General features: G+C 63.7%; 24 protein-coding genes. 12 read left to right on the top strand and 12 right to left on the bottom strand.

Annotated features, from left to right (window positions below; all coding sequences use genetic code 11):
- Positions 1-52: 52 nt before the first annotated feature.
- The gene (locus CXK91_RS12215) at positions 53-1429 is read left to right on the top strand and encodes an L-serine ammonia-lyase (protein WP_103456324.1); all 1377 of its coding nucleotides are present in this window, start codon (positions 53-55) and stop codon (positions 1427-1429) included.
- 496 nt (positions 1430-1925) lie between these two features.
- Here the strand turns inward: CXK91_RS12215 and CXK91_RS12210 are convergent, their stop codons facing one another.
- A complete protein-coding gene (locus tag CXK91_RS12210; RefSeq protein WP_041016020.1) occupies positions 1926-3485 on the bottom strand; it encodes a sigma-54-dependent phenylalanine hydroxylase transcriptional regulator PhhR in 1560 nt (519 codons plus the stop codon).
- A 250-nt stretch (positions 3486-3735) separates the two neighbouring features.
- Between CXK91_RS12210 and phhA the strand changes: the two genes are divergently transcribed.
- The 5 genes from phhA to cynS all read left to right on the top strand — a co-directional run bounded on the left by phhA (position 3736) and on the right by cynS (position 7794).
- Positions 3736-4521: a phenylalanine 4-monooxygenase gene (phhA, locus tag CXK91_RS12205; RefSeq protein ID WP_103456323.1), complete on the top strand. Its 786-nt coding sequence runs from the start codon at positions 3736-3738 to the stop codon at positions 4519-4521.
- A 227-nt stretch (positions 4522-4748) separates the two neighbouring features.
- Positions 4749-5105, top strand: coding sequence for a 4a-hydroxytetrahydrobiopterin dehydratase (locus CXK91_RS12200; RefSeq protein WP_003279993.1), 357 nt, complete (start codon positions 4749-4751; stop codon positions 5103-5105).
- Positions 5105-6301, top strand: coding sequence for an amino acid aminotransferase (locus tag CXK91_RS12195; protein ID WP_103456322.1), 1197 nt, complete (start codon positions 5105-5107; stop codon positions 6299-6301). Before CXK91_RS12200 ends, CXK91_RS12195 begins: the two co-directional genes overlap by 1 nt.
- A gap of 197 nt (positions 6302-6498) precedes the next feature.
- The gene (locus CXK91_RS12190) at positions 6499-7260 is read left to right on the top strand and encodes a phytanoyl-CoA dioxygenase family protein (protein WP_103456321.1); all 762 of its coding nucleotides are present in this window, start codon (positions 6499-6501) and stop codon (positions 7258-7260) included.
- An 84-nt stretch (positions 7261-7344) separates the two neighbouring features.
- Complete coding sequence (cynS, locus tag CXK91_RS12185; RefSeq protein WP_103456320.1) at positions 7345-7794, top strand: cyanase; 450 nt, start codon at positions 7345-7347, stop codon at positions 7792-7794.
- Positions 7795-7812: 18 nt separating this feature from the next.
- Here the strand turns inward: cynS and CXK91_RS12180 are convergent, their stop codons facing one another.
- The gene (locus CXK91_RS12180; RefSeq protein ID WP_103456319.1) at positions 7813-8367 is read right to left on the bottom strand and encodes an ankyrin repeat domain-containing protein; all 555 of its coding nucleotides are present in this window, start codon (positions 8365-8367) and stop codon (positions 7813-7815) included.
- A 64-nt stretch (positions 8368-8431) separates the two neighbouring features.
- Positions 8432-9970, bottom strand: coding sequence for a catalase (locus CXK91_RS12175; protein ID WP_103456318.1), 1539 nt, complete (start codon positions 9968-9970; stop codon positions 8432-8434).
- 286 nt (positions 9971-10256) lie between these two features.
- Between CXK91_RS12175 and codB the strand changes: the two genes are divergently transcribed.
- Positions 10257-11534: a cytosine permease gene (codB, locus tag CXK91_RS12170; protein WP_103456317.1), complete on the top strand. Its 1278-nt coding sequence runs from the start codon at positions 10257-10259 to the stop codon at positions 11532-11534.
- Between the two features lie 14 nt (positions 11535-11548).
- Positions 11549-12784 carry a cytosine deaminase gene (codA, locus tag CXK91_RS12165; protein ID WP_103456316.1) on the top strand — a complete coding sequence of 412 codons (1236 nt, stop codon included), beginning with the start codon at positions 11549-11551 and terminating at the stop codon, positions 12782-12784.
- Here codA and CXK91_RS12160 read toward each other — a convergent pair.
- Complete coding sequence (locus CXK91_RS12160) at positions 12778-13464, bottom strand: c-type cytochrome (protein WP_103456315.1); 687 nt, start codon at positions 13462-13464, stop codon at positions 12778-12780. The genes codA and CXK91_RS12160 overlap by 7 nt on opposite strands.
- Positions 13465-13807: 343 nt before the next feature.
- On the opposite strand from CXK91_RS12160, the gene CXK91_RS12155 reads away from it, so the two are divergent.
- Entirely contained in the window at positions 13808-14311 is a 504-nt protein-coding gene (locus CXK91_RS12155) for an acyl-CoA thioesterase (RefSeq protein WP_003280008.1), read from the top strand.
- 117 nt (positions 14312-14428) lie between these two features.
- Complete coding sequence (locus CXK91_RS12150; protein ID WP_103456314.1) at positions 14429-14773, top strand: zinc ribbon domain-containing protein YjdM; 345 nt, start codon at positions 14429-14431, stop codon at positions 14771-14773.
- 524 nt (positions 14774-15297) lie between these two features.
- On the opposite strand, the gene CXK91_RS12145 is transcribed toward CXK91_RS12150, so the two are convergent.
- A complete protein-coding gene (locus CXK91_RS12145; protein WP_103456313.1) occupies positions 15298-16026 on the bottom strand; it encodes a DUF1294 domain-containing protein in 729 nt (242 codons plus the stop codon).
- Between the two features lie 128 nt (positions 16027-16154).
- On the opposite strand from CXK91_RS12145, the gene CXK91_RS12140 reads away from it, so the two are divergent.
- On the top strand, positions 16155-16988 hold the full coding sequence (locus CXK91_RS12140) for an NYN domain-containing protein (protein ID WP_103456312.1): 834 nt from the start codon (positions 16155-16157) through the stop codon (positions 16986-16988).
- Between the two features lie 10 nt (positions 16989-16998).
- Here the strand turns inward: CXK91_RS12140 and CXK91_RS12135 are convergent, their stop codons facing one another.
- The gene (locus tag CXK91_RS12135; RefSeq protein ID WP_103456311.1) at positions 16999-18396 is read right to left on the bottom strand and encodes a diguanylate cyclase; all 1398 of its coding nucleotides are present in this window, start codon (positions 18394-18396) and stop codon (positions 16999-17001) included.
- A gap of 218 nt (positions 18397-18614) precedes the next feature.
- Here CXK91_RS12135 and CXK91_RS12130 point away from each other — a divergent pair, with 218 nt between their 5' ends.
- Positions 18615-18995 carry a hypothetical protein gene (locus CXK91_RS12130; protein WP_103456310.1) on the top strand — a complete coding sequence of 127 codons (381 nt, stop codon included), beginning with the start codon at positions 18615-18617 and terminating at the stop codon, positions 18993-18995.
- Between the two features lie 12 nt (positions 18996-19007).
- Here the strand turns inward: CXK91_RS12130 and CXK91_RS12125 are convergent, their stop codons facing one another.
- From CXK91_RS12125 to CXK91_RS12100, 6 genes are read right to left on the bottom strand one after another with little or no spacing between them, the layout of a single operon-like run.
- Positions 19008-19934 carry an ABC transporter permease gene (locus CXK91_RS12125; RefSeq protein WP_103456309.1) on the bottom strand — a complete coding sequence of 309 codons (927 nt, stop codon included), beginning with the start codon at positions 19932-19934 and terminating at the stop codon, positions 19008-19010.
- Complete coding sequence (locus tag CXK91_RS12120; RefSeq protein ID WP_103456308.1) at positions 19934-21070, bottom strand: ABC transporter permease; 1137 nt, start codon at positions 21068-21070, stop codon at positions 19934-19936. Before CXK91_RS12120 ends, CXK91_RS12125 begins: the two co-directional genes overlap by 1 nt.
- A complete protein-coding gene (locus CXK91_RS12115) occupies positions 21063-22640 on the bottom strand; it encodes an ABC transporter ATP-binding protein (protein ID WP_103456307.1) in 1578 nt (525 codons plus the stop codon). The genes CXK91_RS12120 and CXK91_RS12115 overlap by 8 nt, the downstream gene beginning before the upstream one ends.
- Positions 22637-23740: a BMP family ABC transporter substrate-binding protein gene (locus CXK91_RS12110; protein WP_103456306.1), complete on the bottom strand. Its 1104-nt coding sequence runs from the start codon at positions 23738-23740 to the stop codon at positions 22637-22639. The genes CXK91_RS12115 and CXK91_RS12110 overlap by 4 nt, the downstream gene beginning before the upstream one ends.
- 25 nt (positions 23741-23765) lie before the next feature.
- Positions 23766-24152 (bottom strand): VOC family protein, encoded by a 387-nt coding sequence (locus tag CXK91_RS12105; protein ID WP_103456305.1) that lies wholly within the window; start codon positions 24150-24152, stop codon positions 23766-23768.
- Positions 24149-25159, bottom strand: a complete 1011-nt coding sequence (locus CXK91_RS12100) for an isopenicillin N synthase family dioxygenase (protein WP_103456304.1) — start codon at positions 25157-25159, stop codon at positions 24149-24151. Before CXK91_RS12100 ends, CXK91_RS12105 begins: the two co-directional genes overlap by 4 nt.
- Between the last annotated feature and the right edge of the window lie 167 nt (positions 25160-25326).

Genomic DNA, 25326 nt, shown 5'->3' with positions numbered 1-25326 from the left:
CGATCACCGACTGAAGGTCTAGGCTTACACCAGCCTCGCCTCGGAGCACCTCATGTCACTCAGCGTCTTCGACCTGTTCAAGATCGGCATCGGCCCATCCAGCTCGCACACCGTGGGGCCGATGCGGGCAGCATTGCGCTTTGCCAACGGCTTGCGGGACGACGATTTGCTCGCCGCCACCGACCACCTCAAGGTAGAACTGTACGGTTCACTGGGCGCCACCGGCAAAGGACACGGTAGCGACAAGGCGGTGCTGCTCGGCCTCGAAGGCGAGCTACCGGAAAGCGTCGATACGCTGAGCATCCCCCAGCGCATGGCGGCAATGCGCGAATCCCGTGAGCTGCGCCTGCTGGGGGAAAAGTTCGTTCGCTTCGATGTCAGCAACGACCTGCAATTCATCCGCAAGCCACTGGCCTTTCACCCCAACGGCATGATCTTCCGCGCCTTCGACGGCGCCGGCCTGCAGGTACGCAGCCGTGAATACTATTCGGTGGGCGGTGGCTTCGTGATCGACGAGCAAGCCGCTGGCGATGACCGCATCGTCGAGGATGCCACCACGCTGCCCTTCCCTTTTCATAGCGCCGCAGAGCTACTTGCCCTCTGCACGACCCACGACCTCAACATCAGCCAGCTGATGCTGGCCAATGAAGCGGCCTGGCGCCCGGAAGCCGAAACCCGTGCCGGCCTGTTGCGGATCTGGCAGGTGATGCAGGACTGCGTCAAAGCGGGCTGCCGCACCGAAGGCGTAATGCCTGGCGGCCTCAAGGTCCAGCGCCGTGCGGCCGGACTGTACCGCCAGCTCAGCGAACATCCCGAAGCCAATCTGCGCGACGCGCTGACGGTACTCGACTGGGTCGACCTCTACGCCCTGGCGGTCAACGAGGAGAATGCCAGCGGCGGGCGCGTGGTCACCGCTCCCACCAACGGCGCCGCCGGCATCATCCCGGCGTTGCTGCATTACTACATGCGCTTCATTCGCGGCGCCAATGAGGATGGCGTGGTGCGCTTTCTGCTCACTGCCGCAGCCATCGGCATTCTCTACAAGGAGAACGCCTCGATCTCTGGGGCCGAGGTCGGCTGCCAAGGCGAAGTGGGCGTGGCCTGTTCCATGGCCGCCGGCGCGCTATGCGAGGTGCTCGGCGGCACGCCGCAGCAAGTCGAAAATGCGGCGGAGATCGGCATGGAGCACAACCTCGGACTGACCTGCGACCCGGTCGGTGGGCTGGTGCAGGTGCCCTGTATCGAACGCAATGCCATGGGCGCGGTGAAGGCAATCAACGCCGCGCGCATGGCGCTGCGTGGTGACGGGCGCCACTTTATCTCGCTGGACAAGGTGATTCGCACCATGCGCCAGACCGGTGCCGACATGAAGAGCAAGTACAAGGAAACGGCCCGTGGCGGGCTGGCGGTCAATATCGTCGAATGCTGAGGTACAACCGGGGCGGCCCACGGTGTGCGTTCGCCGCGAGGGCGCGCCTCCTACTACTCTGTGCGTCGCCATGCAGGCGCTCGTAGGAGGGCCGACCTCGGTGCGAAGCTTTTCAGTGCAGCGGCGACGATCTAATGGTTCCCACGCTCCCGCATGAGCGCCGTCAGCATCAGATATAGCTGGCCAGCGGAGGCAAGCCTGCGGCCTGCAATCGCCGCGAGGGCGCGCCTCCCACTACCTTTGTGTCGCCATGCAGGCGCTCGTGGGAGGGCCGACCTCGGCGCGAAGCTTTTTCAGTGCAGCGACGACGATCTGATGGTTCCCACGCTCCCGCATGAGCGCCGTCAGCATCAGATATAGCTGGCAAGCGGAGGCAAGCCTGCGGCCTGCAATCGCCGCGAGGGCGCGCCTCCCACTACCTTTGTGTCGCCATGCAGGCGCTCGTGGGAGGGCCGACCTCGGCGCGAAGCTTTATGAATACCGATGCCCACAGGCCTCACCCCTCCGCCTTGCCCACTCCATGCTCGCGCAGCTTGTTGGCGATGGTGGTATGCGACACCCCGAGCCGCTTGCCAAGCTGGCGGCTGCTCGGGAACTGCTTGTACAGCCCTTCCAGCACGGCCTTCTCGAAGCGCCCGACGATGCTCGCCAGATCGCCCTCCAGCGAAAAATCGCCCAATGGCTGCGCCGCGCCGTAGCCCGGCAGGCGGATGTGCTCGGGCTTGATGGTGCCGCCTTCGCAGAGCGAAACCGCCTGGAACAGGGTGTTCTCCAGCTGCCGCACGTTGCCCGGCCAGTGATAACCGGCCAGCCGCTCCAAGGCCTGCGGCGAGAGCGTCGGTAGCGGACAACCGATCTGCCGGCTGGCCTGATCGATGAAGTGCAGCGCCAGCGGCTGCAGGCCGTCGAGGCAATCGCGCAGCGGCGGGATATGCAGCGACAGCACGTTCAGCCGGTGATAAAGATCCTGACGAAACTGCCCGCTGGCGCAGAGCTCTGAAAGATCAAGCTGCGTCGCGCAGATCACCCGCACATCGAGATAAACCTCCTCGTCGCTGCCGACCCGACGGAAACCGCCATCCTGCAGAAAGCGCAGCAGCTTGGCCTGCAATCGTGGACTCATCTCGCCGACGCCATCGAGAAACAGCGTGCCGCCTGCGGTCAGTTCCAGCAAACCGAGCTTGCCTTCCGGGCGCGCACCCTCGAACGCGCCAGGGCCGTAGCCGAACAGCTCGGTCTCGGCCATCGACTCCGGCAGGCCTGCGCAGTTGAGCGCCATGAACGGCGATTGCCCGCGCGGACTGGACAGGTGACAGGCGCGCGCCAGCAGCTCCTTGCCGGTGCCGGTCTCGCCTTCGATCAGCAGCGGCGCATCCAGCGGCGCCATGCGCCGCGCTTCGCGCACCACCGCGGCCATCACTTTCGAGCTCTGGAAGATGCTGTCGAAGCCGCGCAGCTCCTGTTTGCGCACCTGGTAGATCCGCTCGCCGACCCGGTCGGCGCGATGCAGGGTCAGTACCGCGCCGGCCAATGCCTCGCTGTCGTCGTGTTCGGATTGCAGCGGGGCGATGTCGGCGAGAAACACGTCGCCCTTGATCTTCACCCGCAGGCCGTTGATCCGCGCCTTGTTGGCGCGCACCAGTTCGGGCAGGTCGAAGTCCTCGGCGTAGCGCGACAGGCTCATGCCCGGCACCTCGTCGACGCGCACGCCGAGCAGTTGCGCGGCGGCACGATTGGCGGCGACGATAGCGCCGCTCATGTCGATGGACAGGACCGGGAATTCCAGCGCACCGAGCAGTGCATTGAGTTCCAGCGAATGCCGCTCGCTGGGCATCAGGCTGACCTTGCGCAGCTCGAACACGCCCGGCAGTGCCTCGATCTTTGGCCGCAGGGCCTGCAGCTGCAGGTTCATCAGGTTGGGACAGTGCAGGTAAATGGCATTGCCCTGCTCGCCCCCCACCTCGCCGCGGGCGACGTTGATGCCGTAGTCGACCAGCAGGTTGAGCATGTCGCGCAGGATGCCGACGCGGTTCTGGCAGAGAATCTTGATACGCATGACGAAGCCCTGTTGTTTTGTTGTGGGGCTGGCGACGCTTCACTGGAACGCCGCAAATTTCCGTCAAGATTATTTGCCAGTTAATGCACTTGGCAATGCCGTCGATCCGGCCATCGACGAAAACGTCACACTTTCCTTACAGGCAACACAGCACACAGTGCGACATTCCGCCACATTCGTACTCCCCGGCGGCGCGTCTTCGCGTTCGAATGAGGGCAACAACAAAATGCCCAAGCGGCCAGGAGTACCGATGAAGACGACCCACTACGTAGCCCGCGAACCGGACGCGCAGGGGCATATTCATTACCCCGACGCGGAGCACGCGGTGTGGCAGACGCTGGTCGAGCGGCAGCTGAAGTTGCTCGAAGGGCGCGCCTGCCAGGAATACCTCGACGGCCTCGACCAGCTTGCCCTGCCCCGCGAGCGCATCCCGCAGCTCGGCGAGATCAACCGCGTGCTGGCCGCCACCACCGGCTGGCAGGTCGAGCGTGTGCCGGCGTTGATCCCCTTTCAACGCTTTTTCGAACTGTTGGCGAGCAAGCGCTTTCCCGTCGCCACCTTTATCCGCACCCCGGAAGAGCTGGATTACCTGCAGGAGCCGGACATCTTTCACGAGATCTTCGGTCACTGCCCGCTGCTGACCAATCCGTGGTTCGCCGAATTCACCCACACCTACGGCCAGCTCGGATTGAAAGCCAGCAAGGAGGAACGGGTCTATCTCGCCCGGCTGTACTGGATGACCGTCGAGTTCGGCCTGGTGGATACCCCGGCCGGGCTGCGCATCTACGGCGGCGGCATCCTCTCTTCGCCGAAGGAGACGCTCTACAGCCTGTCCAACGAGCCAGAGCGGCAGCCGTTCGACGCCATGGAAGCCATGCGCACGCCTTATCGCATCGACATCCTGCAGCCGCTGTACTTCGTCCTGCCGGATCTCAAGCAGCTGTTCGATCTGGCCCAGCAGGACATCATGGCCATGGTGCGCGAGGCCATGCGCCTGGGGCTGCACCAGCCGAAGTTTCCGCCAAAGGCGGCGTAGGGTGGACAACGCCGAAGGCTGGCCCACTCGTTTCGCAAGACACCGTTCGGCCTACAGGCCAAGCGTGCTGGTCGAAGCCGACGCTGACCAACACCCCTGCGGAAGGAACCTGGCCGCGAATCCTCTTGCCTTGTAGGGTGGATAACGCCGAAGGCTTATCCACGCGGCCAGTACGACCCGTCTATCTCACCTACGCTTTCCAACCATCAAACAAAAGGACCGACACCATGACCGCCCTCGCCCAAGCCCAGTGCGAAGCCTGCCGCGCCGATGCGCCCAAGGTATCCGATGAAGAACTGGCCGAGCTGATCCGCGAAATCCCCGACTGGAACATCGAGACCCGCGGCGACCATATGGAGCTGGAGCGTGTCTTCCTGTTCCGCAACTTCCGCCACGCGCTGGCCTTTACCAATGCCGTCGGCGCCATCGCCGAGGAGGTCGGCCACCATCCCGCCCTGCTCACCGAGTGGGGCAAAGTGACCGTGACCTGGTGGAGCCACGAGATGCGCGGCCTGCACCGCAACGATTTCATCATGGCCGCACGCACCGACCAGCTCGCCGCCAGCGCGGAGGGCCGCAAGTAATGCACTTTGGCCAAATTCCCCGCGTGCCCGGCGATCCGATCCTCGGCCTGCTCGACCTCTATCGCGCCGACCCCAACCCGGCCAAGCTCGACCTGGGTGTCGGCGTCTACAAGGATGCCCAGGGCCTGACGCCGATCCCACGCGCGGTGAAGCTGGCCGAGCAGCGCCTGGTCGACAGCGAGCAGACCAAGAGCTACATCGGCGGCCACGGCGACGCACAGTTCGGCGCCCTCTTGCTGCGTCAGGTGCTCGGCAGCCGCGCCATTGCCCTTGGCGAGCAGCGCGCCGGCTGCACCCAGGCGCCGGGCGGCACCGGTGCGCTGCGGCTGGCCGGCGAGTTCATCGCCAGGTGCCTGCCCGGCCGCAGCATCTGGCTGAGCGATCCGACCTGGCCGATCCACGAAACCCTGTTCGCCGCCGCCGGCCTGCACGTGCAGCACTACCCCTACGTCGGCGCCGACAACCGCCTCGATGTCGACGGCATGCTCGACGCGCTGCAGCAGGTGCCGGCGGGTGACGTGGTGCTGCTGCACGCCTGCTGCCACAACCCCACTGGCTTCGACCTGAATCACGACGACTGGCTGCGGGTGCTGGAGGTGGTGCGCGCACGCGAGCTGCTGCCGCTGTTCGACTTCGCTTACCAGGGCTTTGGCGATGGCTTGGAAGAGGACGCCTGGGCAGTTCGACTGTTCGCCGAAACGCTGCCGGAAATGCTCATCACCAGCTCCTGCTCGAAGAACTTCGGCCTCTACCGCGAACGTACCGGCGCGCTGATCGCCGTCACCAGCGATGCCGAGCGCCTGCTCGACGTGCGCAGCCAGCTCGCCTCCCTGGCGCGCAATCTCTGGTCGACACCGCCCTCTCATGGCGCCGCGGTGGTGGCGACGATCCTCGCCGACGAACCGTTGCGACAGATCTGGCAGGACGAGGTCGAGCGCATGCGCCGGCGCATCGCCAGTCTGCGCGCCGGTCTGGTCGAGGCGCTGACGCCCTACGGCTTGGCCGAGCGCTTCGCGCACATCGCCCAGCAGCGCGGGATGTTCTCCTACACCGGCCTTACCGCCGAGCAGGTACGTCGGTTGCGTGCCGAGGATTCGGTGTATCTGGTGGAAAGCGGTCGGGCCAACGTCGCCGGACTGGATGCCGAGCGCCTGGATGCGCTGGCCAAGGCCATCGCACGAGTGGTTTCGAACTAAGCGAGGTGCGCGCCGGTGACGCCGCTTCTGGCGACGCCGCCGGGTACGCCGGAGCGAGGAGACAGTCGCGCGGCTCGTGACCACGCAGCTGGCTGCCGAAGCAGCGCCGGCACAGTAGCGCGTCAAGCTTTCATCTGGCTTTCAACAGGCGCCCACGCCGCCTATGCTGAGCGATAGTCGTCCGACCGTTTACCGCCATGCCTGAGTCCAGCGACCTCCAGCAACAGCTCGCCGCCCTGCACCAAGAGGGCTTCGTCCTGCTGCCCGCGGTGATCGATCCGCCAACGATCACGGAACTGCGTGAAGCCATCGACCGGCTCGAACCCATCCACTGGGACTACCAGGGCCTGGTCGACGACCACTACAAGTGCGTCTTCAATCGCTCGCCGTTCTGGCTGCGCTTTCTCGATCTGCCCGGGGTGATCGAATTGGCAGAAGCGGCGCTCGGCAGTGACTGCCACATCATCGGCCAGACCGCCTGGCGCAGCCGACCGGGGTTTATCGGCGGCGAGCTGCACGCGGACTATCTGGCCATGGAGCTGCCGGAAAGCCTGCTCGCCGATCCCGCCTTCGAGCTGCCGATGCAGATCTGCACCGCGCACCTGTACCTGGACGACATCGACGCCGACCTCTGTCCGACCCTGGTGATCCCCGGCAGCCACCGCGCCGGGCGCAAGCCGCGCCCGGGCGAAACCCAGTGGCACGGCCGCGCAGCTGAACCAGTGCTGTGCAAGGCCGGCGACGTGCTGCTGTTTCGCAGCGACCTCTGGCACGCCGGCAGTCGCAACCGCACGGCCGAGCGCTGCCGCTACCTGCTGCAGATCCACTACGGCCGGCGCATGGTCGCGCAGAAGTTCTCGCCCTACCTGCACTTCAGCTTCAATCCCGAGGTGCTGGCCGCCGCCACGCCGCGCCAGCGTCGCCTGCTCGGCGAGCACGAAGCGGCCGAGTACGACTGAAACCCCTGGCACCGAACCTGCATCGATTGAGGCCGGCCGCGCCCGTGCGGCCATTCACTCGCATTCGCCAGATGAGGATTCGCCATGATCAGCAGTCGTGAACAGGTCACCCAGATGATCGTCGCCACCAAGGTGCGCAAGGGCCTGAAGTGGGCTCATGTCGCCGAAAGCATCGGCATGTCCAAGGAATGGACCACCGCCGGTTGCCTCGGCCAGATGGCCTTCGACAAGGCCCAGGCCGAAACCCTGGGGCAGCTCTTCGAACTCTCCGACGAGGCCATCGCCTGGCTGCAGATCGCGCCCTACAAAGGCTCGCTGCCCACCGCGGTGCCGACCGACCCGCTGATCTACCGCTGGTACGAGCTGGTCAACGTCTACGGCACCACCATAAAGGAGCTGATCCACGAGGAGTTTGGCGACGGCATCATGAGCGCCATCGACTTCTCCATGGATATCCAGCGCCAGAGCGACCCCAAGGGCGATCGCGTCAACGTGGTGCTGTCGGGCAAGTTCCTGCCCTACAAGAGCTACTAAGGGACCGGGCCAACCCCATCAGCGGGTGCGGATCTCCCCGCGCGCCAGGCTTTCCACGCTGTTACCCAGCGGGTCCGCCGCGGTCAGGTCCGCGCCACGTTCACGCAGCGCTTCGAGCAATGCCTCGCGCTGGAACAGCGCGGCGTACATGGCCGCAGTCTGGCCGGCGGCATTGCGCTGATTCGGATCGCACTCGGTGGCCAGTAGCCGCTTGGCGATGCTGAGCTCGCCTTTGAAGATCGCGCCGAGCAGCGCCGTATTGCCGCGTTTGTCTTCGGCGCAGGCATCGGCCCCGGCGGCGAGCAGATGCTCCACCGTGTCGCCATGGCCGTTGTAGGCCGCCAGGATGAGGGCGGTGTAGCCCTTGTCATCGGCGGTATTCAGGTCGTAACCGGCCTGAATGAACTCGTCGAGAATCTCGTTACCGCCGAAGCGCGCCGCATTGAAGAAGTAGTCGCGCAACTGCTGCTGCACCGCCTCTGGCGTGTCCGCGGCATTCGTCAGCGGGCCATCAGCGGCCAGGGCGGCCCCGCTGCCCAACAGCAGCGCTGCCATCAGCAAAAGACCTTTCATGGTGCCTCCACGATAAAAAAAGACCCGGGCCATCGCCCGACCCGGGTCGAATACAACCGGTTGCTTAGTCCTGCAGTTTGGCAGCCAGCGCCTTGACCCGCTTGAGGTCGGCCTTGGCGACCTTTGTCAGGCCCTCGCCGTAATTGACGTCAGCCTTGTAGAAGAACGACAGCAGGATGTGTTTGGCCTCGTCGTCAGCCTTGGCCAGTTCACCGCCCAGCGTGTTGATCAGGTCGGCCTGCTCCTTCTTGCTGAACGAGCGATACAGATCGCCGGCCTGCTTGAAGTTCTGCTGGCGCTGGATCGGCGCCTGCTGGGTGGTGCCGCTCAGCTCAAGCTTGCTGTAAACGGCGCGCGAGGTTTCCTCGCGATTCTCGCGGCGGCTCGGCTGGTAGTTGACGCTGGTGGTGGTGTGACCGGCGTTCAGCTGGCCGTCCTGATTGCCATTGCTGACGTCCACTTTCGGCCGATTGATCGGCAGGCTCATGCCGTTGGCGCCGACGCGGTACATCTGGGTGTCGACATAGGAGAACAGACGGCCCTGCAGCAGGCGGTCCTCGGACGGCTCGATACCCGGCACCAGGTTGGCCGGCGCCATCGCGACCTGCTCGGTTTCCTGGAAGATGTTGTCAGGGTTCTTGTTCAGCACCATCTGGCCGATCTTGCGCTCGGGCACGTCAGGCCAGATCTTGGTGGCATCCAGCGGATCGAAGTCGAACTTGGCCAGGTCCTCTGGCTTGAGCACTTGGATCATCAGGTCCCATTTGGGGTAGTCGCCGTTGTCGATGGCGGTGATCAGATCGCGGCTCAGGTGGCTGTAGTCCTTGCCCTGCATCGCCTCGTTCTCTTTCGGGTCGAGGTTCTTCAGGCCCTGCTGGCTCTTCCAGCGGAATTTAACGTAGTGGGTTTCGCCCTGCTCGTTGACGAACTTGTAGGCGTGCACACCATTGCCATCCATCATCCGGTAGCTGGCCGGGGTGCCCTGGTTGGAGTACAGCAGGGTCAGGGTGCGGGTCGACTCTGGGTGGTGCGAGAGGAAGTCGAAGCGCCGCGTATCGTCATCCAGATTGGTGCGCGGGTCCGGCTTGAACGAGTGGACCATGTCCGGGAACTTGATCGCGTCGCGGATGAAGAAGGTCGGGAAGTTGTTGCCGACCAGGTCCCAGTTGCCATCGGCGGTGTAGAACTTGGTAGCGAAGCCGCGCGGGTCGCGCAGGGTTTCCGGCGAGTGCAGACCATGCACCACGGTGGAGAAGCGCACGAACACCGGTGTGCTGCTGCCCTTCTCGAAGACCTTGGCCAGGGTCAGGTCGGAAATATCGTCGGTGGCGGTGAACTCGCCGTGGGCACCGGTACCGCGCGCATGCACCACCCGCTCGGGCACGCGCTCACGGCCGAAGCGTTGCAACTTCTGCAGCAATTGCACGTCCTGCAGCAGCACCGGGCCGTTAGGGCCGGCAGTTTGGGAGTTCTGGTTGTTGCCGACCGGCGCGCCGTTGTCGCGGGTCAGTGGGGTAGCATTGGCGGACAGCGCAAGGAGGCTCGCGGAAATGACGCCAAGCGCAAGCCGCGCTGGCGTGGAGCCAAAGGTCATTCGGGACATGGGTGATTCCTCTTCGATTTTCTGATGCGCTTATGGCGCGTCGGAAAGCCTAAGAGCCGCGGCTTTGATGCCCCAATTGAATAAGCCGAACGCCGCGATAGAGAAAATGTCGCTCCGTTTGCGGGAACTTCGCGCTAAGGAGCCATCCCGGTGCAGGCAGACGGGCCGATGCACCGGCATGAATCAGCGGTGTCGGCAGCGTCATCGTCGGCGCGCGACCTGGCCGATCGGTCAGCAATGGCATGGCATCTGCACCGCCCGTTAGATCCACCTGCGGAGCATTCACATGAAACAACCTGTCGACACCGACTACCCCCTGAGCGAAGTGCCAGCCGGCGCACGCAAGGGGCTGTGGTCCACCTCAATCCTGCTGTTCGGCTTCACCTTCTTCACCGCCACCATGTTCGCTGGCGGCAAGATCGGCCTGGCCTTCGACTTCAAGACCATGCTCTGGGCAGCGGTGATCGGCAATCTGCTGCTCGGGACCTATGCCGCGGTGCTCGGCCTGATCGCCTGCCGCAGCGGGCTGAACTCGGTACTGATGGGGCGCTTCTGCTTCGGCGAAGTCGGCAGCCGGCTGTCCGACTTTCTGCTCGGCTTCACCCAGATCGGCTGGTACGCCTGGGGCACGGCGACCATCGCCATCGTTCTGGTGCGGCTGCTGGAGTTGCCGGAAAGCTGGACGCTGCCGTTGATGGTGCTGTTTGGGTTCGGCTTCTGCCTGACCGCCTTCGTTGGCTACAAGGGCCTCGACCTGCTCTCGCGTATCGCGGTGCCGGCGATGCTGATCCTGTTGATCGCTTCGCTGTGGACCGCGACCCGTGACATTGGCGGAATGGACGGGCTGCTCGCCGTGCAGCCGGGCGACAGCCTGACCCTCGGCATGGCCATCACCATGATCTTCGGCACCTTCGTCAGCGGCGCGACCCAGGCCACCAACTGGACGCGTTTCGCCCGCAGCAGCAAGGTCGCCGTATGGGCCAGTTTGATCGGCTTCTTCATCGGCAACGGCCTGATGATCGTCGCCGGCGCCTACGGAGCAATCGTCTACCAGCAGCCGGATATCGTCGAAGTGCTGGTGCTGCAGGGCCTGTCGATGGCCGCAGTGGTGATGCTTTTCCTCAACCTCTGGACCACCCAGGACAACACCATCTACAACTTCGCCGCCGCCGGCTGCAACCTGCTGCGCACCGAGCGCCGCCGCCTGGTGACCCTTGGCGGCGCATTCGTCGGCACGCTGCTGGCGCTGGGCGGCATGTACGAACTGCTGATCCCGTTCCTGATCCTGCTCGGTTCGATCATCCCGCCCATCGGCGGCGTGATCATGGCCGACTACTTCTACCGCCATCGCGGGCACTATCCGAAACTGGCCGAAGCGCACCTGCCGAAGTACAACAGCCTGGGCCTGGCGGCCTATGTGCTGGGCGCCGCCTGCGCGTATTTCTCGCCCTGGGTGGCGCCCATCGTCGGCATACTGGTGGCCGCCGCGGCCTATATTGTGCTGTACGAGGGCCAGCGCCTGGCCCAATCGCGCACGGTGCTGACGCGAACTGACGCACGCTGAACCAAGGAGTCGCCATGAACATCCTCAACGCCCGCCTGCGGGGTCGCAGCGGTCTGTACCGCATCGAACTGGACGGCGCACGGATCGCCGCGATCAGCGCGCAGCAGGCGCCGGCCGAAGCCAACGAGGGCGATATCGACGCCGCCAGCAATCTGGTGGTGCCGCCCTTCATCGAGCCGCACATTCACCTCGACGCCACCCTCACCGCCGGTCAGCCAGCCTGGAACATGAGCGGCACGCTGTTCGAAGGCATCGAGCGCTGGGGCGAGCGAAAGGCGTTGGTCACCCACGAGGACACCAAGGCGCGGGCGAAGAAGACCATCGACATGCTGGTCGACCACGGCATCCAGCATGTGCGCACCCACGTCGACGTCACCGACCCGACGCTGTCGGCGCTCAAGTCGATGCTCGAAGTGCGCGAGGAAACCCGCCACCTGATCGACCTGCAGATCGTCGCCTTCCCGCAGGAGGGCATCGAGTCGTTCAAGGGCGGTCGCGAGCTGATGACCGAGGCGATCGCAATGGGCGCCGATGTGGTCGGCGGCATTCCGCACTTCGAGAACACCCGCGACCAGGGCGTCAGCTCCATCAAGTTCCTCATGGACCTGGCCGAACGCAGCGGCTGCCTGGTGGACGTGCACTGCGACGAAACCGACGACCCGCAATCACGCTTTCTCGAAGTGCTCGCCGAGGAAGCCCGCGTGCGCGAGATGGGTGAGCGCGTCACCGCCAGCCACACCACGGCGATGGGCTCTTACGACAACGCCTACTGCTCCAAGCTGTTCCGTCTGCTCAAGCTATCGAAGATCAACTTCGTCTCCTGCCCGACCGAGAGCATCCATCTGCAGGGCCGCTTCGACACCTATCCCAAGCGTCGCGGGCTGACCCGTGTGGCCGAGATCGACCGCGCCGGGATGAACGTCTGCTTCGGCCAGGATTCCATCGTCGACCCCTGGTATCCGCTGGGCAACGGCAACATCCTGCGCATTCTCGAAGCCGGGCTGCACATCTGCCACATGCTCGGCTACGAGGACCTGCAGCGCGGCCTGGACCTGATCACCGACAACAGCGCACGGACGCTGAACCTGGGCGAGCGCTACGGACTGGAAGTGGGGCGCCCGGCTAACCTGCTGGTGCTGTCGGCGCCGGACGACTACGAGATGCTGCGCACCCAGGGCCATGCTCTGCTTTCGGTGCGCAATGGTGAGGTGCTGATGCGCCGCACACCAGCGCATATCCAGCGTTATTGAGCGGCGGCTGTGGTCTTGCGCAAACGGTTGATGTTGACCATCTCTTCGGCCGGCGTCAGCTTCAACTGCGAGAGATAGGCCGCCAGCGCCTCGACGTCTGCGGCCGAGAGGTGACTGGCCACGCCGATCATCACCGAGCCAGCACGACTTGGATCGTTCTCACGGAAGCGCGTGAGCGCCTTGCGGATGTATTCATCTGGCTGCCCAGCCAGGCGCGGCATGGTCTCCATGCCTTCAGCGTGGGCACCATGACAGCCGGTACAGGTAGTCTGGAAGATCTTTTCACCGGCCTTGCGCAGCCCTGCATCCGGCGTGCCTTCAGGCGGATTTACCTTCTGCTGACTGAAGAACACGGCGATGTCCACCCGCTCCTCCATGCTGAGGTTCTGCGCCAGCTTGGACATGACGAAATCGGTGCGCTCGCCGCTGGCGAACTTCTCGAAGGCATGGAACAGGTACAGCGGATTCTGGCCGGCAAGATTGGGGATGTGCTTGCGCTTGCTGTTGCCAGTCTCGCCATGGCAATAGGAACAGAATACCGCGCGCTCCTGGCCAGCCAGGCTCGCCTGCTCGCGGCGCTGATCGTCAGCCATCACATGGTTGAAACGCTCGATCGCCTCGTTGCTGGCGTGGGAGAGCGGTACGAAGCTGGCGAGCAGAGCAAGGACGAGCATGCGCATGAGAGGCATCCGTTTACTGAAGTAGCCGGTGGAGTGTTTTCTTTTTGGATGCACGACTATAGAAAGCCGACGCGATCAGGACCCCGGCATAAGTCAACAAAAGTGCTACCTGATGGGTATGCCGATACCTTCCGTGACCGAAATCACGAACCCAGCCCATACAACTGCGAACAGACGACGATGCCGCCGAACAACCGGCCAGGCATGCCAGATACCGGAAGTGCGCGCCTTTGCCGCATTGACGATAGAAAATTTCGATGAAGCGTTTTGCACGTTTGGCCAGACAGAAAGGAGGCATTCGACTAAAGTAGCAACCCTTGACCACCGAGGAGCTGTAACCCCCATGCTAGATGGACATGCAGAGCTGACCATGACCGTGCTGATGACGCCGGACAAAGCCAATTTCTCCGGCAACGTACATGGCGGCACGCTGCTCAAGTATCTCGACGAAGTCGCCTATGCCTGCGCCAGCCGCTACGCCGGGCAATATGTCGTCACCCTCTCGGTGGACCAGGTGGTGTTCCGTCAGCCGGTGCATGTGGGTGAACTGGTCACTTTTCTTGCCTCGGTCAACTACACCGGAACCACTTCGATGGAGATCGGCATCAAGGTCATCACCGAAGACATCCGCGAGAAAACCGTACGCCATACCAACAGCTGCTTCTTCACCATGGTGGCCCTCGGCGAGGACGGCAAGCCGGTAGCAGTACCACCGCTTAACCCGAAGACTGCCGAGCAACAGCGGCGCTTCGCCCAGGCCTACCAGCGCCGCGAAATCCGCCGTGAACTGGAGCACCGCTACAGCGAACTGCGTGCCGGCAACGAGCGCCTCACCGCGGTGAAATAAGCCCCGGCCCATGATCTGCATGGATTCCCTTCCTCCCGGAGTCCATGCCAGCCCCCGATTTGTAACAAAACCTTATACAATGCACGGCTTTCGCATCTCCCCCCTAGAGGACCCGCCGTGAGCACGCTGCCACCCTGCCCCAAATGCAACTCCGAATACACCTACGAAGATGGCCAGATGCTGGTGTGCCCGGAGTGCGCCTATGAATGGTCCGCTACCGAAAGCGCAGCTGCCACAGGCGACGCTGACAAGGTGATCAGGGATGCCGTGGGGAACACCCTGCAGGACGGCGACACCGTCAGCGTGATCAAGGACCTCAAGGTCAAAGGCTCGTCGCTGGTGGTCAAGGTTGGCACCAAGGTGAAGAACATCCGCCTGTGCGACGGCGACCACGATATCGATTGCAAGATCGACGGTATCGGAGCCATGAAGCTGAAGTCGGAGTTCGTCAAGAAAGTCTGACCTGCCACGCCCGCCGGTTTAGCTTCGATAATCCGGGCAGACGCACGAACCGCCTACCAAAAAGCTTCGCCCCGAGGGCGGGCCTCCCACAAAAACAGGCCAGTGCACCCCGACCTGTAGGAGGCGCGCCCTCGCGGCGAATGCGCGCTGCAAGCCCGCGCAAAGCCAAAAGCCTCGCCCCGGGGGCGGGCCTCCCACAAAAGCCCGACCAGTGCTAGCCGAACCTGTAGGAGGCGCGCCCTCGCGGCGAATGCGGGCTGCAAGCCGGCGCAAAGCCAAAAGCTTCACCCCGGGGGCGGGCCTCCCACAAAAGCCCGACCAGTGCTAGCCGAACCTGTTGGAGGCGCGCCCTCGCGGCGAATGCGCGCTGCAAGCCAGCGCAAAGCCAAAAGCTTCGCCCCGGGGGGCGGGCCTCCCACAAAAGCAGGCCGGTGCTAGCCGAACCTGTAGGAGGCGCGCCCTCGCGGCGAATGCGCGCTGCAAGCCCGCCTATAAGCCAATCCGCTTCGGCTCGACCTGCGCCTTCACAGAAACCGCAACAACCAATCCAATCGCTCGCGGGTGACGCCGCTGCCGATGAATAGCAGATCAATCCAGAACGCCTGATGCAACGCCACGATCGCCCAGAACGCCAGCTGATAGCTCAGCTTCCGCGTCTTGTGGCGGAATAGCTGCTGCGCTATTAGCGCCCCAGGCCAGCCACCGGCTAACTCGAACAGATGCAGCGTGGTTTCCGGTGTTCTCCAGCGATCTTTCAGCGCGCTGTGCTTGTCGCGCCAATAAAGGAAGAAGGTCAGCAGGCTGGCCAGGGCATAGATCACCAACGGCAATACCGCACCCAGCCGGTAGAGGCTGCCCACCAGCGGCAGCAGGCACAGCACGACAAATACGCCCAACTTGAAGGGCAAGTACCGAATGCTGTTGGCGAACAAGCGCCGCGACGTTCTTCCGACGACTCGACCAGCTCCGCGCGAGTCGGTCTGCTGCGGCTTGGCTTGACGCTGACTACCTGGGCGCTGGCGAATAACGGGCTGGTCCAACGTCATCGGCGCATCCAGGCGCAGGTGCTCGGCACGCAGCCGGCCCTTGGGATCACGTCCCGCCACATAGAGCACCCGATCCCCGACCAACGGCCGGCGCTCGCCATGCACAGCCGAAATGTGCGCGAACACGTCCTCGCCGCCATCCTCCGGACGGATGAAGCCAAAGCCTTTCTGGTCATTCCAGCTTTTCAGCGTGCCTCGCTGTTCCATGCACCGAAATCCATATGATCAAAGCCGCGCATCCTAACCGAGCTCGGCATGCATTGGCTGCACACTGCTATGGTCATGGCACGCCTGTCGGCGTTAAGGTCGGGCGATCTCCAGTCCAGGGAAGAAACATGGCCAGCAAGCCCAACAGCTCGAACAAGCAGAAACACCTCGCCGTCCTGATCGACGCCGACAACGCGCCCGCCGCCATCGTCGAAGGGCTGTTCGAGGAGATCGCCAAGTACGGCGTCGCCAGCGTCAAGCGCATCTACGGCGACTGGACCAAGCCCAACCTGGGCAGCTGGAAGAAGGTCCTGCTCGACTACTCGATTCAGCCGATCCAGCAGTTCGCCTACACCTCGGGTAAGAACGCCACCGACAGCTCACTGATCATCGACGCCATGGACCTGCTCTACACCCGGCGCTTCGATGGCTTCTGCCTGGTCTCCAGCGATAGTGACTTCACCCGTCTGGCCGCACGCATCCGTGAAGAAGGCCTGACGGTGTATGGCTTCGGCGAGCAGAAGACACCCTCACCGTTCGTTTCGGCTTGCGACAAGTTCATCTACACCGAGATCCTGCGCGCCGATGCACCGAAGACGGCAGCCGAGCCGCCATCATCGGACAAACTCGCTGCCGCCGCGGCGCAAGTGGCCGATGCCAACGCCAAGCCAGCAAAGCCGAGCGACAAGAACGAAGCGATCAAAAGCCAGCAGGTGCCGGTGGACTTCATCGCCAAAGTGCTCGATGACCTCTCCGAGGAGGACGACTGGATTCAGCTGGGCACCCTGGGGCAGAACATCAGCAAACTGCGGCCGGCATTCGATCCACGCCTGTATGGCTGCAAGAAGCTCAGCGACCTGATCGCTGCCCAACCCAAACGCTTCGATCTGGAGTCACGTGGTGGCAGCGCCACAGGCGGCAAGGACCTTTATGTCCGGTTGCGCAAATCCGGCAAGCACTAAACCCAAAGACTCAGATCTGCTCGTCCGACGCCATAAAGCAAACCCGATCGCGCCCTTCGTGCTTGGCGCAGTACAGGGCGGCATCGGCACGACGCAGCAGGCTGTCCACCGTGTCCGTCGCATTCAGCTCGGCCACGCCGGCGCTAAGGGTCTGCATTCGGCCGGTGCTGAAAGCGAAAGCCTGCGATCGTTCGCACAGTCGTTCGGCGAACGTCACCGCCTGCTGGCCACCAGTTTCCGGGCACAGCACCAGGAACTCCTCGCCACCCCAACGCCCCACGGCATCGGCGCCGCGCAGACTACCTGCCAGCAGATCGGCAAATTCCTTGAGCACCCGGTCGCCCATTTGGTGGCCGAGCTCATCGTTGATCCGCTTGAAGTGATCGATGTCGAGCATGACGATCGACAGCGGGCGCTGATAACGCCGTGCCTGCTCCAGCGCCCTGGCGAAACGACGATCCAGCGCCGCACGATTGGCCAGTCCGGTCAGCGCGTCAGTCTGCGACTTGACCTGCAACTGCTCGTTCAACCGGCGCAGTCGGCCGATCCAGAACAGGCTGGTGAGCAGCATCACCGAGAAAATCACGACGATCTGCGCGACGAGTCGGTAGTCAGTACCTGATTCGAGGCGAACGGGCGCATGGCTGTTGGCTATCTGGTTCAGCTCACCCGGGGTGATGGTGGTAATGGCCTTGTTCAGTATGTCGCGCAGCACGGGCTCGCTTTTGAGCACGCCAATTCGAAACTGGTTATCGAAACTGCTGAGTTGTCCGGCAATCTTCAGATTGAACCAGCCTTCCCGGCGAATGGTGTAGGCAGCCACGGTCAGAGAGCGAACCGTCAGATCCGCCTTGCGCTCATTGACCAGCTCCAACGCCTGGGCATCCGTATCAGTACGGATAATGCGCAGCTGAGGATAATCTCGCCGCACGCTCTCTTCCACGGAGGTACCGGACGGCAACGCGACAGTCGCGCCTGAAAGCGCAGACAGGTCTGCCACATAGGGATGATCTTCCCGCGCGATGACGACGTTGGCATCGGTGAACAGCGGTTTGGTAAAGATCAGCCAAGCATCGCGCGCTGGCGTCTGATTGAGAAAGCTCAGCAGCTGGCAGCGACCCGCTTGGGAGAATGTGACCGACTCATCCCAATCCTTGGTTGCCAGGATCTGCAGCTGCAACCCTGCCCGCTGCGCAACGAGCCGCAGAAGATCCGCCGCGATTCCCTCATGCTCACCCTGGGCGTTGAGCATCTCGAACGGAAGCCAGTCGGGATCGACGCATATGCTCACCGACCCGTTCTCAGCCAACCATTCACGCTCGACAGCACTGAGCTCGAGCGCCACATCGACGGACGCCGCCGCACTGCCCGCCAGAGTCAGCAACACGATGAGCAAATACCTAGTCACTTCAGCCACCCTTTGGAAGGACTGCGCGTAACGTTCGCGACGGTTGCAATCAACACGACGTAAACGGTACGGCAAGACAGATCATGGCTATGAGCTATCACATATCGTGCCAAACGGTTTTTTGACGCTTCTAATTATTTGCAACCATTGATTGACCCGGCGATCGAACCGACCGCCGGTAGCCTCTTCTAAAGGGGACCGAATTGACGGAGGTTCTCATGACTAGACAACAAATCCTCGCTTGCGGACTGGCGCTTTGCGCCCCGCTGGCCTTGGCGCAAACGCCCCCACCGGAGGTTGTCACCCACCTCAACGGCCTCGATGTCGAAGTAAGCCCGATGGGCGTGCCAGCCAAATCTGAAGGGGTCGAGGGGGAGTTGCTCGGGGTACGGGCGGTAAAGGTCATGAACCGCACCGGCGGTCAGATCACCTGCGAATTCCGCGTACCGGATGATGCGCGCTCGGATACCTCGGCATCGCCGGTATTCACCGTTGCGCCAAATACCCAGCGCACCGAGCGAGTTCCAGGCGACTACTCGCCGGACGAACCCTACGCGGAAGTCACCTGCCGCTCGAGCTACCAAAGCCCGTCGCAATAAGCGTCGCGGGCGTCAGCGGCGCTCTTCACGGATGAAGGGAATGCCCAGTGCGCCCGGCTGGTTGCCGGAGACGTTCTTGCCGCTTGCGACCCAGATCATCACCGCCAGGGTCACGGCATAGGGCGTCATCAGCACGAAGTATTGCGGCAGGCGCACGCCGGCGGCGGCCAGCTGCGGGATCAACGCCTCGATGCAGCCGAACAGCAGCGCACCGGCCAGGGCCTTCCACGGCGACCAGCGCGCGAAGATCACCAGCGCTACGGCGATCCAGCCACGACCGCCGGTCATGTCGGCGATCCACAGCTTGGTGCTGAGCACCGAGATGTAACCGCCCGCCAGTCCGATCAGCGCGGAGCCAGCGAGAATCGCTGCCAGCCGATAGCCGAGCACGGAAATGCCTGCTGCGTCGGCCGCCTGGGGGTTTTCGCCAACCGCGCGCATGCGCAACCCAGTAGTGGTTCGGGTCAGAAACCAGACCACGGCAAGAAAGATCAGCGGCGTCATGAACACCAGCGGGTTCTGCACGAAGACCTTGCCCAGCAGCGGCAGCTCCGACAGCGGCCACAGCTCGACCGCGCCCAGCCCCTTAACCGGCTTGTTGGTCCAGTCCAGCAGGGTGCCGAGCAAGCCGGTCAGCCCCTGGCAGAAGAACACCAGCGCCAGGCCGGCTATCACCTGATTGATGCGCAGCACCAGCACCATCAGCGCGAACAGCAGCGACACCACCGCCGCCGCGCCCATCGCCATCAGCAGCGAAGTGCCGTGGCTGCCGAACGCCAGTTGCGCGCCAATCCCGGCCAGCGCGCCGACCAGCATCAGCCCTTCGGCGCCCAGCGCCAGGACGCCAGCGCGCTCGGTAAGGATCAGCCCCAACGCCGCGAGAGCGAAAGGTACGGCGAAGTCCGGCGTGTTGCCGAGCCAGTTGGCGATCATGTCCATCAGCTTTCGCCTCCCTGAACGCGGCGGATACGGTGGCGGATAAAGAAATCCGAGGAGGCGACGCAGATCACCAGAATCGCCTGGATCAGCTGCACCATGGAAAACGGGATTTGATAGAACACCTGCAGGCTGCGCCCGGCGACGAAGAGCATCGCCATCAACAGCGCTACCACCAGCGCCGCCACCGGGTTGTTACGCGCGAGGAAGGCGATAAGAATCCCGGAGAAGCCGTAGCCCTGATAGAACGACTGGGTCAGTCGCCCTTCCTGCCCCGCCGTGACGAGAAAACCGGCAATCCCGGCCATGGCGCCGGAAACCAGCACCGTGCCGATGATCATTTTCTGCACCGGCACACCCACCGCTCCGGCCACCCGCGGGTTGGCATCGACGAACCGCAGGTAGAGCCCCGCGCGGGAAATGCCGAGAAACCATAGCGCAAGCAACGCGACGAACACGGCCAGCGGCACTGCCGCGCTGATGCCGTCGAACAGCTCCGGTAGGCGCTCGAACGGCTGGAACTGCGGTGAGTAGGGGAACGAACTCTTCGGATCTTTCCAGCTGCTATAGAGCAGATGCAGCAGGAAGTTGATCGCCAGGTAGTTGAGCATCAGCGTCGAGATGATCTCGTTGACCTTCAACCGCAGCTTGAGCAACACCGGCGCCAGCGCCCAGAGCAGACCGCAGATGATTGCTGCCGCCAGCATCAGCGGCAGACGTAGCGCCTGCGGGCCTATCTCGAACAGTGAGATTGCCGTGGCACCGATAGCGCCCCAGATCATCTGGCCTTCGAGGCCCAGGTTCCAGAATTTTGCGCGGAAGGCCATACAGCCGGCCAGGCCGACGAGGATCATCGGCGATGCCTGAAACAAGACCGCTTTCAGGCTCTGTGCATCGAATACCGTGAGGATGACGAACTCGTTGAGCAGCTCACCGGCCGGTACGCCAGCGGCGATCAGGATGGCGGCGGAAATACCCAGCCCCAGCAGCAGCGCGAGACCGATGATCACAGCCTGCCAATGCCAAGCCAGTTGCTGGCGGATCTCCAATGCGTAACGCCGCGACAGCAGCGGCTGTTTCGGGCGCTCGGCCGCTTGCGTAGCCTGCTCAAGCATTACGGGGCGTACCTGGTCATTCATGGTTTACCCCTTCTAGATTCAACTCGCCATGGCTCAGCTCTGCATGGCTGACCATCGCCCTACCAATGGCCTGGCGATCCGCCGGCCGGTTGAATTCCGCGACGACGCGCCCGGCGTTCATCACGCCGATGCGGTCGGCCAGGGCCAGCACTTCGTCGAGGTCTTCGCTGATCAGCAGCACGGCCGCGCCGGCATCGCGGGCGGCGCGTAGGCGCCCATGCACGGCAGCGGTGGCACGTACGTCGAGCCCGCGGCTGGGGCTATGTACCAACACCAGTTGCGGGTCACGGGAGAATTCGCGGGCGATCACCAGCTTCTGCGCGTTGCCGCCGGAGAGCAGCGCGGCCTTCTGCTTCAGCGAGCGCACGCCCTGCACATCGAACCCGGCCACCGCCTCGGCCGCGTCCGCCTCCAGACGCTTGCGCCGCAGGTTGAAGAACGAGCCATAGCGCCCACTGTGGATCTGCCCGACACCGAAGTTCTCGGCCACCGACAGCTCGCCAGCCAGCGCCGTGCCGTAGCGGTCGGCAGGAATCGAGGCAATGCGCAACTCCCGGCGTTGTTCAGGGCTGGCCCGGCGCAGGTCGCCAAAACCAGTCAATTCCAACGTGCCTTCGCAGGACTCGGGCAAGCCCATCAGCACATTTGCCAACTCGCTCTGGCCGTTGCCGCCCACACCGGCGATCCCGTAGACCTCGCCAGCCCTTAGGCTCAGGGTCACGCCATTGAGTGCGCCATGCCCACTAGCACCCGTCGACCTTAGATCCCGCACCTGCAGCCGCACCTCGCCCGGCGTCGCCGGCTGGTATTCGCTGGCCGGTGCGGACTCGCCCACGGTCAGGCGCACGAGCTCGGGCACCGAGACCGATTGTGGATCGAGGGTTTGAATCGTCCGCCCGCCGCGCATCACGGTGACGCGGTCGGCGAAGCGCTTCACATCGCTCATCTTGTGGGTGACCAGGATCACCGCAGCGCCCTGACGAGCAAAGGCCCGCACGGTTTCCAGCAGGCGCTCGGCTTCCTGATCGGTGAGTACTGCCGTCGGCTCGTCGAGGATCAGGATCCGCGCGCCGGCCAGCAGCACCTTGAGGATTTCCACGCGCTGCTGCTCGGCCACCGAAAGCGACTCGGTGACCTTGCGCGGGTCGATGGTGAAACCCAACTCTGCCGCCTTGTCGCTGATCCGCTGTTCCAAAGCTGTCAGCCGCTGCCGGTGGCTGCCCGCGAAAGCGTGATTGCCGGGCCCCACGGGCAGCCCCAGCTGAATGTTCTCGGCCACGGTGAACGGCTTCACCAGCTTGAAATGCTGGTGAACCATGCCGATGTGGTAGCGGCTCGCATCCCGCGGGCCGGTCAAGCGCACCGCATTGTCGTTGATGAACAGCGATCCGCTTTCCGGTGCGTAGAGGCCGGCGGCGATGTTCATCAGCGAGGATTTGCCCGCGCCGTTTTCGCCGAGCAGCGCGTGCACTTCGCCCCATTTGGCGGTGAAATCCGCCTGGGACAGGGCCATGAAGCCGTCGAACGACTTGCTCACCCCGGTCAGCTGGATCGCGTTCAGGTTGCTCATTGCTGGGTGATCACTCCCTTGACGAACCAGTCCATCTGCCACAGCGCCGGGTCTGCCATAACGTCACCAGCGGCGATCCGCTCGGTGCCGTCGCGGTCGAGCATCGGCCCGGCGTAGATCTTCTTCTCGCCTTTGAGCAGCGCTTCGCGGGTGGCCATGATCTTGGCTTTGTCCGCTTCGGAAACCGCCGGGCCGCAGCAGGCCGCGTCGGTGCCGCCCTCGGCCATGGACAACAGCGCGCCGTTCTCCGGCGGCATCCAGTTGCCGGCGCTGATCTTCTTCAGCTCCGGCGCAAGAAACTTGTCCCACACCCAGACCGACGAGCAGACGGTGGCGTCAGGGGCGAACTCACTCATGTCGCGATGGTGCCCGGTGCCGTGCACGCCGCGCTCCTGGGCGACGATCTGTGGCGTCGGGCTGTCGACGTGCTGGCCGAGCACGTCGGCGCCAGAGTCGATCAGCGCCATGGCGGCGGCGCGCTCCTTGACCGGATCGTTCCAGGCGCCGGTGTAGACCACGGTGACCGTGGCTTCCGGATTGATCTGCTGGGCGCCGAGGGCGAAGGCGTTGACCGTCCAGTTCACCTGGCCGAAGGGGTTGGCCGCGACGAATCCGAGCTTGCCAGTCTTCGACGCCGCGCCCGCTGCCATGCCGCACAGGTACTGGCTCTCGTAAGTGCGCCCGTAGAAGGATTCAAGGTTGCCGCTGTTGGTGGTGCCCGAACCATTGAGAAAGGCCACGTCCGGATACTTGTCGGCCAGCTCCTTGAAGGTGTCGGAATAGCCGAAGGCGGTGCCGATGATGACGTTGGCGCCGCGCTGGATCAGCCGGTCCACGGCCGGGCGGATCGAGGAGGCATTCTCCGGCACGCTCTCGACGTACTGGATCTTGGTATCCAGCTCGGTTTCGAGCTTCTGCCGCGCCTCGTCGAAGGCCTGAGTCCAGCCGCCGTCGTTGCGCGGGCTGATGTAGAGCATGGCGATCTTCGCCGGCTTATCGAGGGTCAGCCCCTGCCCTTCCTGCGCCGCGGCGGCGCCAACAGTCGTCGCCAGGCCGAGAGCCACCGCCGCACACAAGGTCCGTTTCATCTGATTGAGCATTTTTGGTCTTCCTGAGGTTGGCACGTCAAAGCATGTGGTTGATGCGAAACACGTTGTTTTCCGGGTCCAGCAGCACCGCCTGATACCAGTGGTAATAGGTTTCGTAGGGCGCCTTGATCAGCCGCGCGCCCATGGCGACAGCGATGGGCACCAGACGCTCGACCTCTTCTTTCGTATCGACGTCGATGTTCAGCAGGAACTTGCAGCCGCGGGTGTCGGCGAACTCGTTCAGATGCAGCAGTTCATAGGCTTCCGGCGCGTTGAAGCCGATGCAGCTCTTGCCGGTATCCAGCCCGCGAAAGATCGGCGAGGCGATCTCGGGGATGTTCCTGAAGCCGAACAGCTCGCGGTAGAAGCCGCTCAGGGCGTCGATGTCGCGGGCGAACACGTTGACGTAGGAAAGCGTGCTCATGCGACCTCCAGGCCTTTGCCGAAGGTGGTCTGCTTGACGAACTTGGAGAGCAGGTTGTCGCCGGAGGTGACCGGCGCGTGGCGTGGCGCTTCGCCCTCGCTCAGGCATCCCGGCAGGCACTCGATCAGCGCGTCATAGTTGGGCTGGTGGAAGAAAACCAGTGACTGGCGGCCGTTGTCGGCAGGGCTGTCGGCCGGCGGATTGACCACCCGATGCAGCGTGGAAATCCACTGATCGTTGGTCCACTGCATCATCAGGTCGCCAATGTTCACGGCGAATCCGTTCTCCACGTAGGGCACGTCGACCCATTCGCTCTGACGGTTGCGGGCCTGCAAGCCGCCCAAAGCGTTGTCCGGCTTGACGATGGTCAGGCTGCCGTAATCGGTGTGGGCACCGGCGCGCATCTGGCCGGGCTCCACCGTGCCCTTCACGTCCGGGTAGCTGAGGCTGCGGAACATGCTGATGTGCCTGTCGATCTTGTCGTCGAAGAAGGTTTCCGGCAGTTCCAGCGCTAGCGCGAAGATGCGCATCAGCGACTGCGACAGCTCGCTCATGGCGGCGAAGTACTCGCGGTAGGTTTGCTCGAACCCCTCGATGCCGGTGGGCCAGGCGTTCGGCGCGAAATGCGGGCCGGCTGCGGCGCAACGGTAGTAGTCCTCATCCGGCACATCGCTGGGCCCGATGGAAAAGGATTCCTTGAGATCGCCGGGCGCGGCCTCCTCCATTGAGTACGACAGGCTCTCTTCGGCGATGGCGCTGTAGCCGCGCACCATTTCCGGGCTGGGCCGGTCGACCTTGCGCTTTTCCGGCAACGGCAAGGTGAAGAACTGCCGCGTCAGCCGCGACACGCGCTCGATCAGTTCACTGGGGATCTGGTGGTTGGTGATGACCAGAAAGCCAATGTCGCGACAGGCCTGGTCCACGGCTTTGGCCACCTGGGCCTTGCCCTCCGGCGCGCCCGAGAAATACGGCGCCAGGTCGATGATGGGAACGTATTGCAGAGTCATGTAATGCACTCCTCTGACGCAAGGCGGAAACCTGAGCGCGTCGCCAATGGCGCAGGCGCTTCTCTGTATGCGTGACGCCGCCGCCCGTTGCACACGGGCGACTGTCGAGGAGAGAGCAGAAAGCGTGCCATCGGATCGATTCGCTTATGGATCAGTGGCTTAGCGTT

It is taken from the genome of Stutzerimonas stutzeri (assembly GCF_002909485.1).
Lineage (GTDB): Bacteria > Pseudomonadota > Gammaproteobacteria > Pseudomonadales > Pseudomonadaceae > Stutzerimonas > Stutzerimonas stutzeri_AH.
This window is presented reverse-complemented; position numbering and strand designations above follow the sequence as displayed.

Bases quoted from the DNA above. Each gene is read 5' to 3' on its own strand.
- CXK91_RS12215 (WP_103456324.1), top strand. From the start codon at position 53: ATGTCACTCAGCGTCTTCGACCTGTTCAAGATCGGCATCGGCCCATCC.
- CXK91_RS12210 (WP_041016020.1), bottom strand. From the start codon at position 3,485: ATGCGTATCAAGATTCTCTGCCAGAACCGCGTCGGCATCCTGCGCGAC.
- phhA (WP_103456323.1), top strand. From the start codon at position 3,736: ATGAAGACGACCCACTACGTAGCCCGCGAACCGGACGCGCAGGGGCAT.
- CXK91_RS12200 (WP_003279993.1), top strand. From the start codon at position 4,749: ATGACCGCCCTCGCCCAAGCCCAGTGCGAAGCCTGCCGCGCCGATGCG.
- CXK91_RS12195 (WP_103456322.1), top strand. From the start codon at position 5,105: ATGCACTTTGGCCAAATTCCCCGCGTGCCCGGCGATCCGATCCTCGGC.
- CXK91_RS12190 (WP_103456321.1), top strand. From the start codon at position 6,499: ATGCCTGAGTCCAGCGACCTCCAGCAACAGCTCGCCGCCCTGCACCAA.
- cynS (WP_103456320.1), top strand. From the start codon at position 7,345: ATGATCAGCAGTCGTGAACAGGTCACCCAGATGATCGTCGCCACCAAG.
- CXK91_RS12180 (WP_103456319.1), bottom strand. From the start codon at position 8,367: ATGAAAGGTCTTTTGCTGATGGCAGCGCTGCTGTTGGGCAGCGGGGCC.
- CXK91_RS12175 (WP_103456318.1), bottom strand. From the start codon at position 9,970: ATGTCCCGAATGACCTTTGGCTCCACGCCAGCGCGGCTTGCGCTTGGC.
- codB (WP_103456317.1), top strand. From the start codon at position 10,257: ATGAAACAACCTGTCGACACCGACTACCCCCTGAGCGAAGTGCCAGCC.
- codA (WP_103456316.1), top strand. From the start codon at position 11,549: ATGAACATCCTCAACGCCCGCCTGCGGGGTCGCAGCGGTCTGTACCGC.
- CXK91_RS12160 (WP_103456315.1), bottom strand. From the start codon at position 13,464: ATGCGCATGCTCGTCCTTGCTCTGCTCGCCAGCTTCGTACCGCTCTCC.
- CXK91_RS12155 (WP_003280008.1), top strand. From the start codon at position 13,808: ATGCTAGATGGACATGCAGAGCTGACCATGACCGTGCTGATGACGCCG.
- CXK91_RS12145 (WP_103456313.1), bottom strand. From the start codon at position 16,026: ATGGAACAGCGAGGCACGCTGAAAAGCTGGAATGACCAGAAAGGCTTT.
- CXK91_RS12140 (WP_103456312.1), top strand. From the start codon at position 16,155: ATGGCCAGCAAGCCCAACAGCTCGAACAAGCAGAAACACCTCGCCGTC.
- CXK91_RS12130 (WP_103456310.1), top strand. From the start codon at position 18,615: ATGACTAGACAACAAATCCTCGCTTGCGGACTGGCGCTTTGCGCCCCG.
- CXK91_RS12125 (WP_103456309.1), bottom strand. From the start codon at position 19,934: ATGGACATGATCGCCAACTGGCTCGGCAACACGCCGGACTTCGCCGTA.
- CXK91_RS12120 (WP_103456308.1), bottom strand. From the start codon at position 21,070: ATGAATGACCAGGTACGCCCCGTAATGCTTGAGCAGGCTACGCAAGCG.
- CXK91_RS12115 (WP_103456307.1), bottom strand. From the start codon at position 22,640: ATGAGCAACCTGAACGCGATCCAGCTGACCGGGGTGAGCAAGTCGTTC.
- CXK91_RS12110 (WP_103456306.1), bottom strand. From the start codon at position 23,740: ATGCTCAATCAGATGAAACGGACCTTGTGTGCGGCGGTGGCTCTCGGC.
- CXK91_RS12105 (WP_103456305.1), bottom strand. From the start codon at position 24,152: ATGAGCACGCTTTCCTACGTCAACGTGTTCGCCCGCGACATCGACGCC.
- CXK91_RS12100 (WP_103456304.1), bottom strand. From the start codon at position 25,159: ATGACTCTGCAATACGTTCCCATCATCGACCTGGCGCCGTATTTCTCG.